Genomic DNA, 13,207 nt, shown 5'->3' with positions numbered 1-13,207 from the left:
CCGCTTGCGTGATACTCATGCGAGCGTCCCAGGAGCTAAAAGCGCCAACGTGTCCAACACCATAGTCATTTCGATCGACGCCATGGGCGGCGATCACGGTCCGTCCGTCGTGGTTCCGGGGGTCGCCAAGGCGGCTCAGGCGCTGCCCGGCGTGCGATTCCTGCTGCATGGCGACGAAACCAGGCTGAACGCCGAACTGGCCAAGTCGCCGGCGGCCAGGGCCGTCAGCGAGGTCCGTCACACCGACAAGTCCATCGCCATGGACGAAAAGCCCGCCCAGGCCATGCGCCGGGGCAAGGGCTCTAGCCTGTGGAACGCCGTCGAATCGCTGCGCGCCGGCGAGGCTCAGGCCTGCGTCTCGGCCGGCAATACCGGCGCCCTGATGGCGATTTCCAAGCTGATCCTGCGCATGGGCGCCGGACTTGAGCGCCCGGCCATCGTGGCCAACTGGCCCAACATGAAGGGCGTGACGACCGTCCTGGACGTCGGCGCCAATGTCGAAAGCGACGCAGCCCAGCTGGTCGAGTTCGCGATCATGGGAGCGGCCTACCACCACGCCGTTCACGGCTCAAAGCGGCCGACCGTTGGCCTGCTCAACGTCGGCTCGGAAGACCAGAAAGGTCATGAGGAAGTGCGGGAGGCGCACGCCATCCTCCGTGAGACCAAGCTGGACTTCGACTATCAAGGTTTCGTCGAGGGCAATGACATCGCCTACGGCACCGTCGATGTCGTTGTCACCGACGGTTTCACCGGCAATGTCGCCCTGAAGACCGCCGAAGGTTTGGCGCGGTTTTTCTCGAACGAGATCAAGACGACCCTGACCTCATCCCCGCTGGCTATGCTCGGTGCGCTGATCGCCTCGAGCGCGCTGGGCAAGATGAAGCAGCGGCTGGATCCGGGTCGGGTGAATGGAGCGCCGCTGCTCGGCTTGAACGGCATTGTGGTCAAGAGCCACGGCGGAGCGGACGCCAGCGGCTTCTTCTCGGCCATCCGTGTCGCTACCGATCTGGCGCGCAGCGATTTCTCGGCAGAGATCGAGCGAAATTTGAAGAGCCTGACCGCGTCGGCGATCCCAGGCTGCGTTGAGGGCGAGGCCAGTCCCGTCGACGCCAAGCGTGATGGAGTAAGTGAGTGAGCGTTGTCCGCAGCGCGGTCACCGGGATCGGCGCCTATCTGCCGCCCAAGATCGTCACCAATGATGACCTGTCCAAGTTCGTCGACACCAGCGATGAGTGGATCGTCGAACGCACCGGTATCCGCCAGCGCCACCAGGCCGCCGAAGATCAGGCCGTGTCAGACCTCGCGCTCGAGGCCGCCAAATCGGCGCTGGAAGCGGCCGGCAAGACCGCAGCGGATGTCGATCTGATCATCGTTGCCACCACGACGCCCGACCTGACCTTTCCGGCCACCGCCACGATCGTGCAGCGCAAGCTGGGCGCGCCGGTCGGCATCGCCTTCGACATCCAGGCCGTCTGCTCGGGCTTCATCTATGCGCTGAGCGTCGCCGACGGCTTCGTGGCCCGTGGTCACTCCAAATGCGCGCTGGTCATCGGCGCAGAGACCATGACCCGGCTCATGGACTGGTCCGACCGTGGCACCTGCGTGCTGTTTGGCGATGGCGCCGGCGCCGTGGTGCTGGAGCCGCGCGAAGGGCAGGGGACCACGGCCGATCAGGGCCTGCTGAGCTTTGCCTTGCGCGCCGACGGAACCAAGCAGGACCTGCTGTTCGTCGATGGCGGACCATCGACCACGGGCACGGTCGGCAAGCTGCGGATGCTGGGCAACCAGGTCTTCAAGCACGCCGTGATCAATATTTCGGAAGCCATCCGCGCGGCGGCCAGCTCGGCCGGGGTCGAGATCGCCGATGTCGACTGGTTCATCCCACATCAGGCCAACCAGCGGATTCTGCAGGGCGTGGCCCACCGGGTGGGCCTGGACGAGGACAAGGTCATTTCCACCGTGGCTATTCACGCCAACACCTCGGCGGCTTCAATCCCCCTGGCCTTCGCTCATGGCGTCGCCGACGGCCGCATCAAGCCGGGGCAACTGCTGTTGCTGGAAGCCATGGGTGGTGGTTTGACCTGGGGCGCTTGCCTTTTGCGACTCTGACGAGCGCCGGCGCGCTGCTTGCGGGCGAGTGTGAAGTCTCGGCCTTGAGGCTTTGACTTCATGCGATAATCACGGCATGCAGGCGAGGCTAAACGTCAGCGTTCGCTGAGTGAAGTCGGCGACCTTCGTTTGAGTGGACCAAGTGTTTTCAATCTGGCGCAGTCCTTCAGGGACCCGCCAAAGCGCGTAGGGGGCGTCATGAAGGGCGCGACATTGACCCGGGCCGACCTCTGCGAGGCGGTCCACGAAGAAGTGGGTCTGACCCGGCAGGATTGCGCCGGTCTGGTCGAGCGTACGCTTGACCTGGTGGCCGAGGCGCTTGAGGGCGGCGAAACCGTCAAGCTGTCGGGTTTCGGCGTCTTCCAGGTCCGCGACAAGCGGGCTCGCATGGGCCGCAATCCGAAGACCGGCGAACCGGCCGAGATCGAACCCCGTCGGGTGATCGGTTTCCGCGCCTCGCAGGTCATGAAGGCGCGCATCGACCGCGCCCTCGGCGGCTAGGCACGCACGCGGTGGCGAAGGGACCCAACGCCTTCCGCACGATCTCCGAAGCCGCTGAAGAGCTGGGCGTGCCGCAGCATGTCTTGCGGTTCTGGGAAACCAAGTTCTCTTTCATACGCCCCATGAAGCGGGCGGGCGGGCGGCGGTTCTATCGTCCTCAGGACATTGCCGTGTTGAACGGCGTGCGCGTGCTGCTGCACGGCGAAGGCCTGACCATCAAGGGCGTTCAGAAGCTGCATCGCGACCAGGGCCTGCCCCATGTGATCGCCGCCGGCCTAGGCTCCAATGGTTCGGCCATGCTGGAGCCCGGCGCCGCCTGTGCCAGCGAACCCTCGCAGAGCTTCGAACGGGTTGACGAGGCCCGCGACCGGCTGACCTTTGCGCTAGGCGATCTCGAGGTGGTCAAGGCCCGTCTTGACCACCTTTTGAGGCGTCCTTAGGGCGCTTCGAAATTCACCTGGAATACCGGTTGCAGAGCCCCGGAGCGGCGCCTATAAGAGCGCCTCTTCCGTCGGAGCGTGGCGCAGCCTGGTAGCGCACTTGACTGGGGGTCAAGGGGTCGCAGGTTCAAATCCTGTCGCTCCGACCATTTCCGCAAGGGAATAAACGGAAGAACGGAAAGGCCGCCCTACGGGGCGGCCTTTTTCGGTTTGGGCGGGCTCAGCGCGTCACCGGCTTGTCCGCCTTGCCCATCCACGACATCAGCGGCATCAGCGGCAGGCCCCACACCAGGCCCACGACAGCGAAGTATAGCAGGTGCACCGCGCGGTTGTCGGGCAGGTAGTCATACAGAGTGGCGGCGATGGCGACATAGGCTGCCAGGAAGGCCATGATGCCCAGGCCGCCGATCAGTTTCCGCACCCGGGCTGGGATGATGGGACGGGGCGAAACAGGGTGAGCACTCACGCGGATCTCCGGAAAACAAGGCCAAGAACGGCCAGAAACATCGTGGCCCCGACGCTGGCGACGATCAGGCCGCCCCAGAATCCGTTGAAGGGCAGGGCGAGGCGTTGGGCGATGAACACGCCGATAAAGGCGCCGATCACGCCGATCAGCAACTTGACGAACAACGAGTGGCGTCGCCCCAGCACGAGGTCGGCGAACCAGCCGGCGAAGATGCCGATCAACGCCGTGGCGAACACTCCAACACCGCTCATCAGGTCCTCCACGCTGGACCGGATGTCCGCGCCGCATCCTCGCACGAAAGTCCCTTAAGCGTCATCGGTCATGGACGGCTGGCCGCGACGGGAGTACGGGTCGGCCGGTCGCATTTCGGCCCAGAATAGTCGCTTTGTCTGGTAACATGACGTCATTCCTGCGTTCCGACCGTTCCCGCCCCGTCGCCATCTGGCTGTTTGTCGTGGCGGCCCTCGTCTTCTGCATGGTCGTGGTCGGCGGCGCGACGCGCCTCACCGATTCGGGCCTGTCGATCACGGAGTGGAAACCGATCATGGGCGCGCTGCCGCCGATGTCGGACGCCGCCTGGCAGGCCAATTTCGCGCTCTACAAGGAAATCCCCCAGTACAAGCTGGTCAATGCCGGCATGACGCTGGAGGCCTACAAGACCATCTTTTGGTGGGAGTGGGGGCATCGGTTTCTGGGCCGGCTGGTTGGCGCGGCGTTCGCCATCCCGTTCGCCTTCTTTCTGATCCGCGGGATGATCCCGCGCCGCCTGATCTGGCGCTGCGCGGTGATGCTGCTTCTGGGCGGACTTCAGGGCCTGGTGGGTTGGTGGATGGTGTCCAGCGGCCTGTCCGAACGGGTCTCGGTCGCGCCCGAGCGCCTGATGACCCACCTGGGCCTGGCCCTGGCGCTGTTCGTCATGCTGAACTGGACGGCGCTGGACGCCTGGGCCGGCACCCCCCGCGTCGAGGAGCGTTCACCCTGGCGCGGTTGGGCCCTGGCGCTGCTGGCCGCTATCTTCTTTCAGAGCCTGCTGGGCGCCCTGGTGGCCGGCAATGATGCGGGGCTTGTCTACAACGACTGGCCGCTGATGAACGGTGCGTTTCTGCCCGACCAGTATTTCGGCAAAGGTTTCTGGGGCACGTTGGCCCACAGTCAGGGGGCGGTGCAGCTTCACCACCGGCTGGTCGCCTACGCCCTGTTTGCGGCAGGCATCGCGGTGGGTGTGATGGCATACCGCGCGCGCCGCCTGCCGGCTCAGGCCAAGGCGGCGGGCCTTGCGGTCGCCATTGTCGTCACGATGCAAGCGGGCCTGGGCGTTTGGACGTTGATGGTTCACGTGCCGCTGTCGCTGGGCGTGCTGCACCAGGCCGGCGCGGCGGTGTTGCTGGCCGTCGCCACCGCCTTTGCCTGGCGCGTAAGGCGGCCCTAGGCCTTCAGGGTAGCCCAGGGGCCGGTGATGGCCAGGGTGATGCCCGGCCACTGTACGTTGACGAACAGGGTCTGGCCGTCGGGCGAGAAGCACGCGCCGGCAAACTCCGCGTTACCCCGGAAGGCGTTGCGAGCCAGGGTATAGACCTTGCCGGCCGGGGTTACGCCCTTGATGTGATTGGGCTTCACGTCCGAGTAGCGGTCTTCACAGACCAGGATGTGGCCGAGCGGCGAGATCGTGATGTTGTCGGCGTAGTCCAGGACGCTCTCGTTCTTGCTCTCGACGAACAGCTGCAGGCGACCGGGCTGATCGGCCTCGCCGGCTTGGCCCTCCTGGGCGCTGGGCACATAGCGGAAGATCTGGCCCGCGCCGGCCGCGCCGCCCGAGGTGGCGGTGAAATAGAGTTCGCCCTGACCCCACCAAAGGCCTTCGCCCCGCGCGAAGAAGGCCGCGCCCTTGGCGTGACCACGCAGGCGCAGATCGTCATAGGGGTTGTCGACGCCGTCGATATCGATCCAGCGCGCGTCCTTCCATGCGCCCTGTTTGATATTGTCTTCGCCCTCCTGATTGCGGGTGTCGGCGTCTTCCGTCACGCCGACGAAGCCCAGCACCTGCAGACGGCCACCCGAGGCGAGGTTGCGGCGGTCATTGGGCAGGAAGCGATAGAACAGTCCGTCCGGCAGATCCTCGGTCATGTAGACGACGCCGGTGCGCGGATCGATGCAGGCAGCCTCGTGCTTGAAGCGGCCCATGGCCTTCAGCGGGTTGGGATCGACCAGGCCCTTGGCCGCGTGCGGCACTTCAAAGACATAGCCATGATCCTTGCCGATCTCGAGGCCGGCGGTGAGGGTGGTTTCCTCGCAGGTCAGCCATGACCCCCAGGGCGTGACGCCGCCGGCGCAATTGACCGCCGTGCCGGCCAGGCTGAGGTGCTGGCTGACGGTCTGGCCGCTCTTGAGGTCGTAGATCATCGTGGTCGTGCCGCCCGGCAGCGGCAAACCCGTGTCGCTGAAGTCGTAGGACCGATCCTTGGGCAGGCGGTCGGCCAGACGGCCGCCAAGGCCAAAGGCGCCGTAGTCGAAGGCGCGCGGACCCAGTTCGTGGTTGCGGACCAGGGCGACCTTGCCGTCGCCAACGTCGAAACAGCCCATGCCGTCAAAGGCGCCGGGCACAAGGAACCCGTCGGCCATGGTTTCACCGGCCTGGCTGATCACGCGATAGGAAAAGCCCGAAGGCAGTTCCAGCATGCCCTTGGGGTCCGGCAGAAGCGGCCCATAGCCCTCGACTTCATTGATGTAGGCGTGGCTAGGCGTTTCACCGTCCTGGGCCCGTGCGCTGAAGCCGGTGAAGGCCAGGCTGGTGGCCGCCGAGGCGATAAAGGCGCGACGCGAGAAGGTCATGGCAAGGGCTCCAGGATATGACTGCCCTATGCCCGCCTTGCATGACGCTGCTATGACGCCCCATGGCGAGGTATTATAATACCGCATCGTGCAAACCCTTGTGCTGTAAGGGTTTGTCGAGTTTCTTGCGTGCGCATTGTTGACAGCTGGCAAACCCTCCTGTACCTGCCGGCCCTCACGCAGACGGGGCCGTTTCCTTTGGCTCCTGACGCACAAGGAATACGGATCAATCCCATGCAAAAGACCACGGCTTCTCTGAAGCCTGCCGAGGTCGAGAAGAAGTGGATCGTGGTCGACGCCCAAGACGCCGTTGTCGGTCGTCTGGCGACGTTCATCGCCATGCGTCTTCGCGGCAAGCATCGTCCCGACTACACCCCCAACGTTGACTGTGGCGACTTCGTCGTCGTGATCAACGCCGACAAGGTGAAGTTCACCGGCAAGAAGATGGACGACAAGATCTACTATCGCCACACCGGTCACCCGGGCGGCGTCAAGTCGACCACCCCGCGCAAGCTGCTGGAAGGCCGCTTCCCGGAACGCGTCCTCGAAAAGGCCGTCGAGCGCATGCTGCCCAAGGAAAGCCCCTTGGCCCGCAAGCAGCTGACGCACCTGCTCATCTACAACAACGGTGAGCACCCGCACCAAGCGCAGAGCCCGGAAGCGATCGATTTCGCTGCGCGCAACGCCAAAAACACCCGGAGCGCCTAAGTCATGTCCGAAGCTCAAGGCTTTGACGCGCTGGCCAGCCTGTCCAGCAACCCCGAAGCGGCCGCTCCGGCCGTCCAGAAGATCGACGCCCAGGGCCGCGCCTATGCGACCGGCAAGCGCAAGAACGCGATCGCTCGCGTCTGGATCAAGCCCGGCAAGGGCACCATCACCATCAACGGCCGCGACCAGGAAGTTTACTTCGCGCGTCCGGTTCTGCGCATGATGATCGCTCAGCCCCTGCAGGTCACCGACCGCCTGGGCCAGTTCGACGTCGTCGTCACCGTTGAAGGTTCGGGCCTCTCGGGCCAGGCCGGCGCCGTGCGCCACGGCCTGTCCAAGGCCCTGACCTACTATGAACCCTCGCTGCGTCCCGTCCTGAAGCCGCACGGCTTCCTGACGCGCGACAGCCGCGTGGTCGAGCGCAAGAAGTACGGCAAGGCCAAGGCCCGTCGTAGCTTCCAGTTCTCGAAGCGCTAAACGCGGTTCACTGCGTTTGGAAAAGGGCGCTTCGGGAAACCGGAGCGCCCTTTTTCTTTGTTGCTTAGCGTGACAGCCGAAAGTGGATGCCGGTTTCGGCGCCCGTCACGCGTCAATGCTTTTTGTCTGGATCGGAAGTCAGCATGACGCCCAGGGTCTTCATCGATGGCGAAGCGGGCACCACGGGTCTGCAGATCCGCGAGCGTCTGGTCGGCCGCACCGATCTTCAGCTGATCTCGATCGATCCCGACAAGCGCAAGGACCCGGCCGCGCGGGCGGAGATGCTCAACAGCGCCGACGCCGTTATCCTGTGCCTGCCCGATGAGGCTTCCAAGGAGGCGGTCGCCCTGATCGACAACTCGTCGGTGAAGGTGATCGACGCCTCGACGGCCTATCGCACGGTGGGGGACTGGACCTACGGCTTCGCGGAGCTCGACCGCGAGCAGCGCGGCAAGATTGCCGCCGCGAAGCGGATTTCCAACCCTGGTTGTTACGCCACCGGCGCCATCGCCCTGACCCGGCCGCTGGTCTCGGCCGGCATCCTGCCCGCCGACCTGCCGATCTCGTTCAACGCCGTCTCCGGCTACACCGGCGGCGGCAAGGCCATGATCGCCGAGTTCGAGGACGAAGCCGCGCCGAACTACACCCAGGTTCCTTACCGGATCTATGCCATGGGCCTGTCGCACAAGCATGTGCCCGAGATCCAGAAGCACGGCGGACTGCTGACCCGGCCGATCTTCACCCCCGCCGTGGGCCGATACGCCCAGGGCATGCTGGTGGAGCTGCCGCTGCACCTGGCGACGCTGGAAGACGGCCGCTGCCTGCATGACATCCACGCCGCCTACGCGGCCCACTACCGGGGCGAACAGTTCGTCCAGGTCGCGTCGCTGGACGAGGCCAAGGCGATGACCACGCTGGATCCGGAAGGCCTGAATGGCACCAATCGCCTGAAGATCTTCGTCTTCGGTTCCGACACCAGTGGCCAGGCCCGTCTGGTGGCCCTGCTCGACAATCTGGGCAAGGGCGCGTCTGGCGCAGCGGTGCAGAATCTCAACCTGGCGCTGGGCCTGCACGAGGCTGCGGGTCTGTAGGCCGTCGCCGCGACTGCTCAGCCTCGCCAGCGATAGTGCGCCACGGCCGCGTGGAGCTTGAACATCCATAGCGGCTCCTCCTTGGTTCCGACGCCGATATTGTGCACCACACGCGCGCTGTCGGGGCCGCGCGCCACGATGCCGAGGTGAGGGCGCTCGCCCCATACCCGCCAGGTGAGGATGTCACCCGGGCGAGGTTCGTCGAAGCTATCGCCTGCCGCTCGTCGCGTTGTTCGGCTCAGCAGGGCGCCCTGGCGCTGCAGATAGGTTTCCAGGTTCAGCACCCGACGGTGATCGATATTGGAATCCGGCCTCTTAAGGCCCCAGGTTCTGCGCGAGGGGTAGGCGTCGAAGTTTCGAACCATGTCCTCGTGGACCCGCTGCTGCAGGTCGATCTGCCAGGCGTCGCGGGCTGCGCGGACCAGCACGTCAGCGCAGACGCCGGTCGTGCGCAGCACGTCGCCTAGCGGATAGGCGATAGCCCGATAGCTGGCGTCATAGGCCTTGGTCACCCCGATCTGCTCGCGCGCCGCCATGGCCAGATCCCTGCCGTCGCGCGTCGCCGCCGCCGCGCCAAACGCCGGCGCGGCGAGAATCATTCCCAGGGTCGTACGGCGGCTGATCGCGAGCATGGCGGGGAAGCTCTACTGCAATCCTGGCGAGTTTTGGGCGAACGCCGTCCAGTGAGTGTATTATCAACGATCAGGTGTCGGATCGCACCCGCACATAGCTGCCGGGAGCGTCCTCGATCGGCTTGAGCTTGCCCTTGGCCGGGTCGCGGGCCGGGACCAGCGGGCCGGACTTGGCGCGCAGCCACTCAGCCCAGTGCGGCCACCACGAGCCCGGATGCTCCAGTGCGCCCGAGATCCAGGCCTCGACCGAGCCGGGCAGGGTGTCATTGGTCCAGTGCTGGTACTTCTTGGCGTCGGGGTGATTGATCACGCCGGCTATGTGGCCTGAGCCGGCCATGGTGAAGGTCACCGGTCCGCCAAAAGCTCGCGCGCCGCGATAGATGCTGCGGTAGGGGGCGATGTGGTCGTCCTTGGACGACTGGACATAGATCGGGATCCCCACCTTGGACAGGTCCAGCTTTTCACCGCCCAACGTCAGGGCGCCGCTGGTCAGGGCGTTGTCCTTGTAGAAGTTGCGCAGATAGAACATGTGCAGCGACTTGGGCATGCGGGTCTGGTCGGCGTTCCAGAACAGCAGGTCAAAGGGGCGGGGCTCCTTGCCCATCAGATAATTGCTGATGAAGAACGACCAGATCAGGTCGTTGCCGCGCAGGGCGTTGAAGGTGTCTGCCATCGACTGGCTGGGCAGGAAGCCGCCCGTCGCGTCCATCTGCTGCTCGATCGACTGCAGCCATTCCTCGTTGGTGAACAGCAACAGGTCGCCAGCCTCGGCGAAGTCCTGCTGGGCCGCAAAGAACGTCGCCGAATTGATCCGCTTGTCGCCCCTGGCGGCCATGTGGGCCAGGGCGCAGGACAGCAGGGTGCCGCCGATGCAGTAACCGACGGTGTTGACCCTATCGACTCCGGTCTGGGTCATGACCTGCTGGGTGGCGTCATAGATGCCCTCCAGCATGTAGTCCTCGAAGGTCTTGGCAGCCAGTTTGGCGTCGGGATTGACCCACGAGGTCACGAACACCGTGAAGCCCTGGCCGGTCAGCCAGCGGATCATCGAATTCTCGGCCCGCAGGTCCATGATGTAGAACTTGTTGATCCACGGCGGGAAGATCAGCAGGGGGATCTCGTGTACCTGCTCCGTGGTCGGATCGAACTGCAGCAGCTGCAGGATGTCGTTCTGGTAGACCACCTTGCCCGGGGCTGTGGCGACGTTCTCACCGACCTTGAACTTCTCCAGGTCGGTCTGGCTGATGGCCAGCTGACCGCCGCCGCGATCCAGGTCGGCGGCAAAATTCTCCATGCCCCTCACCAGGCTCTCGCCATTGGTTTGCATCACCTCGCGCAGGGCGGCGGGGTTGGAGATCAGGAAGTTCGACGGTGAGAAGGCGTCGGTCAGCATCTTGGTGAAGAATTCAACCCGACGCTTCGAAGCCGGATCGACGCCCTCGACCCCGGACACCAGGCCGTTCAGCCAGTTCGAGGTCAGCAGGTAGGACTGCTTCATCATGTCGAACATGGGGTTGGACGCCCAGTCGGGGTCGTTGAACCGCTTGTCGCCGCTGGCAGGGGTCACGACGGGCTTGGTGTCTTCGCCAGCGGCGCGACGGGCGGCCGACTGCCAAAGCTCCATATAGCGACCAAAAAGATCGGCCTGGGCGCGCAGCATGCGGTCGGGCTGGGCGGCCAGGCCGGACATCACCTCGTTCATGGCCGGGGCGACGTGGAACGGGTCGGCATTCAGCGCGGCTGGACGATCGGCCTGGCGCAGGGCGGCTTCGGCGATGGCGCCCTGGGCGGTCACCGCGGCGCGGGCCAGATTGGCCGACAGTGTCTCCAGCATCTGACGCTGATCGGGTGACATCATCGCATCCAAACCGGGCATCGATGGCGCGATTGGAGAAGCCGCGTGGGCTCGGGCCGATTCGGCTTGCGGCCTGGGCGCTTCCTGAAGCGGCGGTTGTTCGGGCGGCGGGACTGGAGGCTTGGCGATAGCCTTGGGCTTGGGAGAGGTCGTTTTCGCCTTGGAAGCAGCGGCCTTGCGCGGCTTTGGGGGTGTTTTCGCCGTAACCATGCTGGTTCTTCCCGCTTCTTTTCTACCGTCTCGTCAGCTTGCCGACGCGCGCGGCCTTTTGTTCGTCGCGATCATCGCATAAGATCGGAGACAAGATGAACGGCGCAACAGGCAAAATCGCACGGCTCGGCGTGCTTATCGGTCTCACGGCTCTGACCGTGTCGGGCTGCGCCTCGCCGTTCAAGGCTGCCAAGGTCGATCCGTCTTCGCCGATCGCCGAGGCGACGCGCGCCGCTGCGCGCCACAAGGGCCGTCGTCCGTCCTTCGCCGACATCCCCGCCGTCCCCACCGATGTGCGCGGACCGGCCCGCATCAAGGCTGTGGTGGAGGCCGAACAGCGCGCCGCCGCCAAGCTGCGTCGCGACGCAGCGCCGGAAACCTTCAAGCTGACCGACACTGAGGGCTACGCCGCCCGCGCGCGCGCGGCCGCCAAGGCGCCCGATTTTGGCGCGCCTACCGATGCCGACCGCGCCGAGACCGAAGCCTTCGCAGCGGCGGCGCGTGGCCGAGCTAGCGCGCCTTCGTCGCAGCCCAAATAGGCCGGCGAAGGCATAATCTTCCTTGAACTGGCTTGGCGAGGCCCCGATCGGGGTCTATCCATGCCCGACTTTTGCTCCCAAAGCGCCGGAGCGGCGCATAGAGCCCCAAAATGACCACCGATTTTCATCGCATCCGCCGCCTTCCGCCCTACGTCTTCGAAGAGGTCAACAAGATCAAGGCGCGCCTCCGCGCCGAGGGGACCGACATCATCGACTTCGGCATGGGCAATCCCGACATGCCGACGCCGCAGCACATCGTCGACAAGCTGATCGAGACGGCCCGTGATCCCAAGGCCGGTCGTTACTCGGCCTCCAAGGGCATTCCCGGCCTGCGTCGCGCCATGGCGGGCTATTATGACCGCCGCTTCGGCGTAAAGCTGAATCCCGACACCGAGGTGATCTCGACCCTGGGCTCGAAGGAAGGCTTCGCCAACCTCGCTCAGGCCCTGACGGCGCCGGGCGACGTGATCATCTGTCCGAACCCGGCCTATCCGATCCACGCCTTCGGCTTCATCATGGCTGGCGGCGTCATCCGCCACGTACCGGCCCTGACACCTGAGGACTATCTATCCAACATCAGCCGCGCGGTGAAGCACTCGGTGCCGCCGCCCAGCGTGCTGATCCTGTCCTATCCGTCCAATCCGACCGCCCAGTCGGTGGACCTGGACTTCTACAAGGACGCCGTGGCGCTGGCCAAAAAGCACGACCTGCTGGTGATCAGCGATGTGGCCTATGGCGAGATCTATTTCGAGAACAACCCGCCGCCGTCGATCCTGCAGGTCAATGGCGCCAAGGACATCGCCGTGGAGGTCAATTCGCTGTCGAAGACCTACGCCATGGCCGGCTGGCGCGTGGGCATGGTGGTCGGCAACGCCCGTATCTGCGCGGCCCTGGCTCGCGTGAAGTCCTATCTGGATTACGGCGCCTATACGCCGGTGCAGGTTGCAGCCGCCGCCGCGCTGAACGGACCGCAGGACTGCGTCGACGAAATCCGGGGCATCTACAAGGCGCGCCGCGACACCCTGGTCTCGTCCATGGGCCGCGCGGGTTGGGACATTCCCAATCCGCCCGCCTCGATGTTCGCCTGGGCGAAAATTCCGGAAGCCTATCGCGAGGCCGGCTCGATGGTGTTCTCCAAGCTGCTGATCGAGGAGGCCGGCGTCGCCGTGGCCCCGGGCGTCGGGTTTGGTGAGTACGGCGAAGGCTATGTCCGCATCGGTCTGGTCGAAAACGAGCATCGCATCCGTCAGGCCGCGCGCAACGTGAAGAAATTCATCACCAACGCCGACGCCATCCTGGCCAAGCACCACAATTCGGTGGAGCCGGTCTAGGGACGGGCTTCGCGAGTAG

General features: G+C 65.1%; 15 protein-coding genes and 1 tRNA gene. 11 read left to right on the top strand and 5 right to left on the bottom strand.

Annotated features, from left to right (window positions below; all coding sequences use genetic code 11):
• Positions 1–49 precede the first annotated feature (49 nt).
• The 5 genes from plsX to ACN2C8_RS09130 all read left to right on the top strand — a co-directional run bounded on the left by plsX (position 50) and on the right by ACN2C8_RS09130 (position 3,199).
• On the top strand, positions 50–1,135 hold the full coding sequence (gene plsX / locus ACN2C8_RS09150) for a phosphate acyltransferase PlsX (RefSeq protein ID WP_419255606.1): 1,086 nt from the start codon (positions 50–52) through the stop codon (positions 1,133–1,135).
• A complete protein-coding gene (locus tag ACN2C8_RS09145; protein WP_419255605.1) occupies positions 1,132–2,109 on the top strand; it encodes a beta-ketoacyl-ACP synthase III in 978 nt (325 codons plus the stop codon). The genes plsX and ACN2C8_RS09145 overlap by 4 nt, the downstream gene beginning before the upstream one ends.
• A 198-nt stretch (positions 2,110–2,307) precedes the next feature.
• Complete coding sequence (locus ACN2C8_RS09140) at positions 2,308–2,610, top strand: integration host factor subunit alpha (RefSeq protein WP_062146827.1); 303 nt, start codon at positions 2,308–2,310, stop codon at positions 2,608–2,610.
• Positions 2,611–2,621: 11 nt separating this feature from the next.
• Entirely contained in the window at positions 2,622–3,050 is a 429-nt protein-coding gene (locus ACN2C8_RS09135) for a MerR family transcriptional regulator (protein ID WP_419255604.1), read from the top strand.
• 72 nt (positions 3,051–3,122) lie between these two features.
• Positions 3,123–3,199 (top strand) — tRNA-Pro (locus tag ACN2C8_RS09130).
• A 71-nt stretch (positions 3,200–3,270) separates the two neighbouring features.
• On the opposite strand, the gene ACN2C8_RS09125 is transcribed toward ACN2C8_RS09130, so the two are convergent.
• Positions 3,271–3,516, bottom strand: a complete 246-nt coding sequence (locus tag ACN2C8_RS09125) for a DUF2842 domain-containing protein (protein WP_419255603.1) — start codon at positions 3,514–3,516, stop codon at positions 3,271–3,273.
• Positions 3,513–3,767 (bottom strand): GlsB/YeaQ/YmgE family stress response membrane protein, encoded by a 255-nt coding sequence (locus ACN2C8_RS09120; RefSeq protein WP_419255602.1) that lies wholly within the window; start codon positions 3,765–3,767, stop codon positions 3,513–3,515. Before ACN2C8_RS09120 ends, ACN2C8_RS09125 begins: the two co-directional genes overlap by 4 nt.
• A gap of 146 nt (positions 3,768–3,913) precedes the next feature.
• Here ACN2C8_RS09120 and ACN2C8_RS09115 point away from each other — a divergent pair, with 146 nt between their 5' ends.
• On the top strand, positions 3,914–4,945 hold the full coding sequence (locus ACN2C8_RS09115; RefSeq protein WP_419255601.1) for a COX15/CtaA family protein: 1,032 nt from the start codon (positions 3,914–3,916) through the stop codon (positions 4,943–4,945).
• Here ACN2C8_RS09115 and ACN2C8_RS09110 read toward each other — a convergent pair.
• Positions 4,942–6,345 carry an alkaline phosphatase PhoX gene (locus ACN2C8_RS09110; RefSeq protein WP_419255600.1) on the bottom strand — a complete coding sequence of 468 codons (1,404 nt, stop codon included), beginning with the start codon at positions 6,343–6,345 and terminating at the stop codon, positions 4,942–4,944. The two genes, ACN2C8_RS09115 and ACN2C8_RS09110, sit on opposite strands and share 4 nt — an antisense overlap.
• Before the next feature lie 234 nt (positions 6,346–6,579).
• On the opposite strand from ACN2C8_RS09110, the gene rplM reads away from it, so the two are divergent.
• The 3 genes from rplM (at position 6,580) to argC (ending at position 8,621) form a co-directional block, all read left to right on the top strand.
• Entirely contained in the window at positions 6,580–7,053 is a 474-nt protein-coding gene (gene rplM, locus ACN2C8_RS09105; protein ID WP_035047832.1) for a 50S ribosomal protein L13, read from the top strand.
• A gap of 3 nt (positions 7,054–7,056) precedes the next feature.
• Entirely contained in the window at positions 7,057–7,530 is a 474-nt protein-coding gene (rpsI, locus tag ACN2C8_RS09100) for a 30S ribosomal protein S9 (protein ID WP_099445853.1), read from the top strand.
• Positions 7,531–7,673: 143 nt separating this feature from the next.
• Entirely contained in the window at positions 7,674–8,621 is a 948-nt protein-coding gene (argC, locus tag ACN2C8_RS09095; protein ID WP_419255599.1) for an N-acetyl-gamma-glutamyl-phosphate reductase, read from the top strand.
• 17 nt (positions 8,622–8,638) lie between these two features.
• Here argC and ACN2C8_RS09090 read toward each other — a convergent pair whose 3' ends face one another.
• Both ACN2C8_RS09090 and ACN2C8_RS09085 read right to left on the bottom strand, forming a co-directional pair.
• A complete protein-coding gene (locus ACN2C8_RS09090) occupies positions 8,639–9,253 on the bottom strand; it encodes a DUF1287 domain-containing protein (RefSeq protein WP_419255598.1) in 615 nt (204 codons plus the stop codon).
• Positions 9,254–9,323: 70 nt separating this feature from the next.
• Entirely contained in the window at positions 9,324–11,318 is a 1,995-nt protein-coding gene (locus ACN2C8_RS09085; RefSeq protein ID WP_419255597.1) for a class I poly(R)-hydroxyalkanoic acid synthase, read from the bottom strand.
• Positions 11,319–11,413: 95 nt separating this feature from the next.
• On the opposite strand from ACN2C8_RS09085, the gene ACN2C8_RS09080 reads away from it, so the two are divergent.
• Positions 11,414–11,857 carry a hypothetical protein gene (locus ACN2C8_RS09080; RefSeq protein ID WP_419255596.1) on the top strand — a complete coding sequence of 148 codons (444 nt, stop codon included), beginning with the start codon at positions 11,414–11,416 and terminating at the stop codon, positions 11,855–11,857.
• A 110-nt stretch (positions 11,858–11,967) separates the two neighbouring features.
• Positions 11,968–13,188, top strand: a complete 1,221-nt coding sequence (locus ACN2C8_RS09075; protein WP_419255595.1) for an LL-diaminopimelate aminotransferase — start codon at positions 11,968–11,970, stop codon at positions 13,186–13,188.
• Positions 13,189–13,207 lie beyond the last annotated feature (19 nt).

Origin of the sequence: Caulobacter sp. ErkDOM-C (assembly GCF_048541825.1) — a bacterium.
Lineage (GTDB): Bacteria > Pseudomonadota > Alphaproteobacteria > Caulobacterales > Caulobacteraceae > Caulobacter.
The sequence above is the reverse complement of the archived record's forward strand: the minus strand, read 5'-3'. Positions and strand labels throughout refer to the sequence as shown.

Excerpts from the sequence above, each read along its gene's own strand:
- ACN2C8_RS09140 (WP_062146827.1), top strand. The coding sequence starts at position 2,308 with ATGAAGGGCGCGACATTGACCCGGGCCGACCTCTGCGAGGCGGTCCAC.
- ACN2C8_RS09120 (WP_419255602.1), bottom strand. The coding sequence starts at position 3,767 with ATGAGCGGTGTTGGAGTGTTCGCCACGGCGTTGATCGGCATCTTCGCC.
- ACN2C8_RS09115 (WP_419255601.1), top strand. The coding sequence starts at position 3,914 with ATGACGTCATTCCTGCGTTCCGACCGTTCCCGCCCCGTCGCCATCTGG.
- ACN2C8_RS09110 (WP_419255600.1), bottom strand. The coding sequence starts at position 6,345 with ATGACCTTCTCGCGTCGCGCCTTTATCGCCTCGGCGGCCACCAGCCTG.
- rplM (WP_035047832.1), top strand. The coding sequence starts at position 6,580 with ATGCAAAAGACCACGGCTTCTCTGAAGCCTGCCGAGGTCGAGAAGAAG.
- rpsI (WP_099445853.1), top strand. The coding sequence starts at position 7,057 with ATGTCCGAAGCTCAAGGCTTTGACGCGCTGGCCAGCCTGTCCAGCAAC.
- argC (WP_419255599.1), top strand. The coding sequence starts at position 7,674 with ATGACGCCCAGGGTCTTCATCGATGGCGAAGCGGGCACCACGGGTCTG.
- ACN2C8_RS09090 (WP_419255598.1), bottom strand. The coding sequence starts at position 9,253 with ATGCTCGCGATCAGCCGCCGTACGACCCTGGGAATGATTCTCGCCGCG.
- ACN2C8_RS09085 (WP_419255597.1), bottom strand. The coding sequence starts at position 11,318 with ATGGTTACGGCGAAAACACCCCCAAAGCCGCGCAAGGCCGCTGCTTCC.
- ACN2C8_RS09080 (WP_419255596.1), top strand. The coding sequence starts at position 11,414 with ATGAACGGCGCAACAGGCAAAATCGCACGGCTCGGCGTGCTTATCGGT.
- ACN2C8_RS09075 (WP_419255595.1), top strand. The coding sequence starts at position 11,968 with ATGACCACCGATTTTCATCGCATCCGCCGCCTTCCGCCCTACGTCTTC.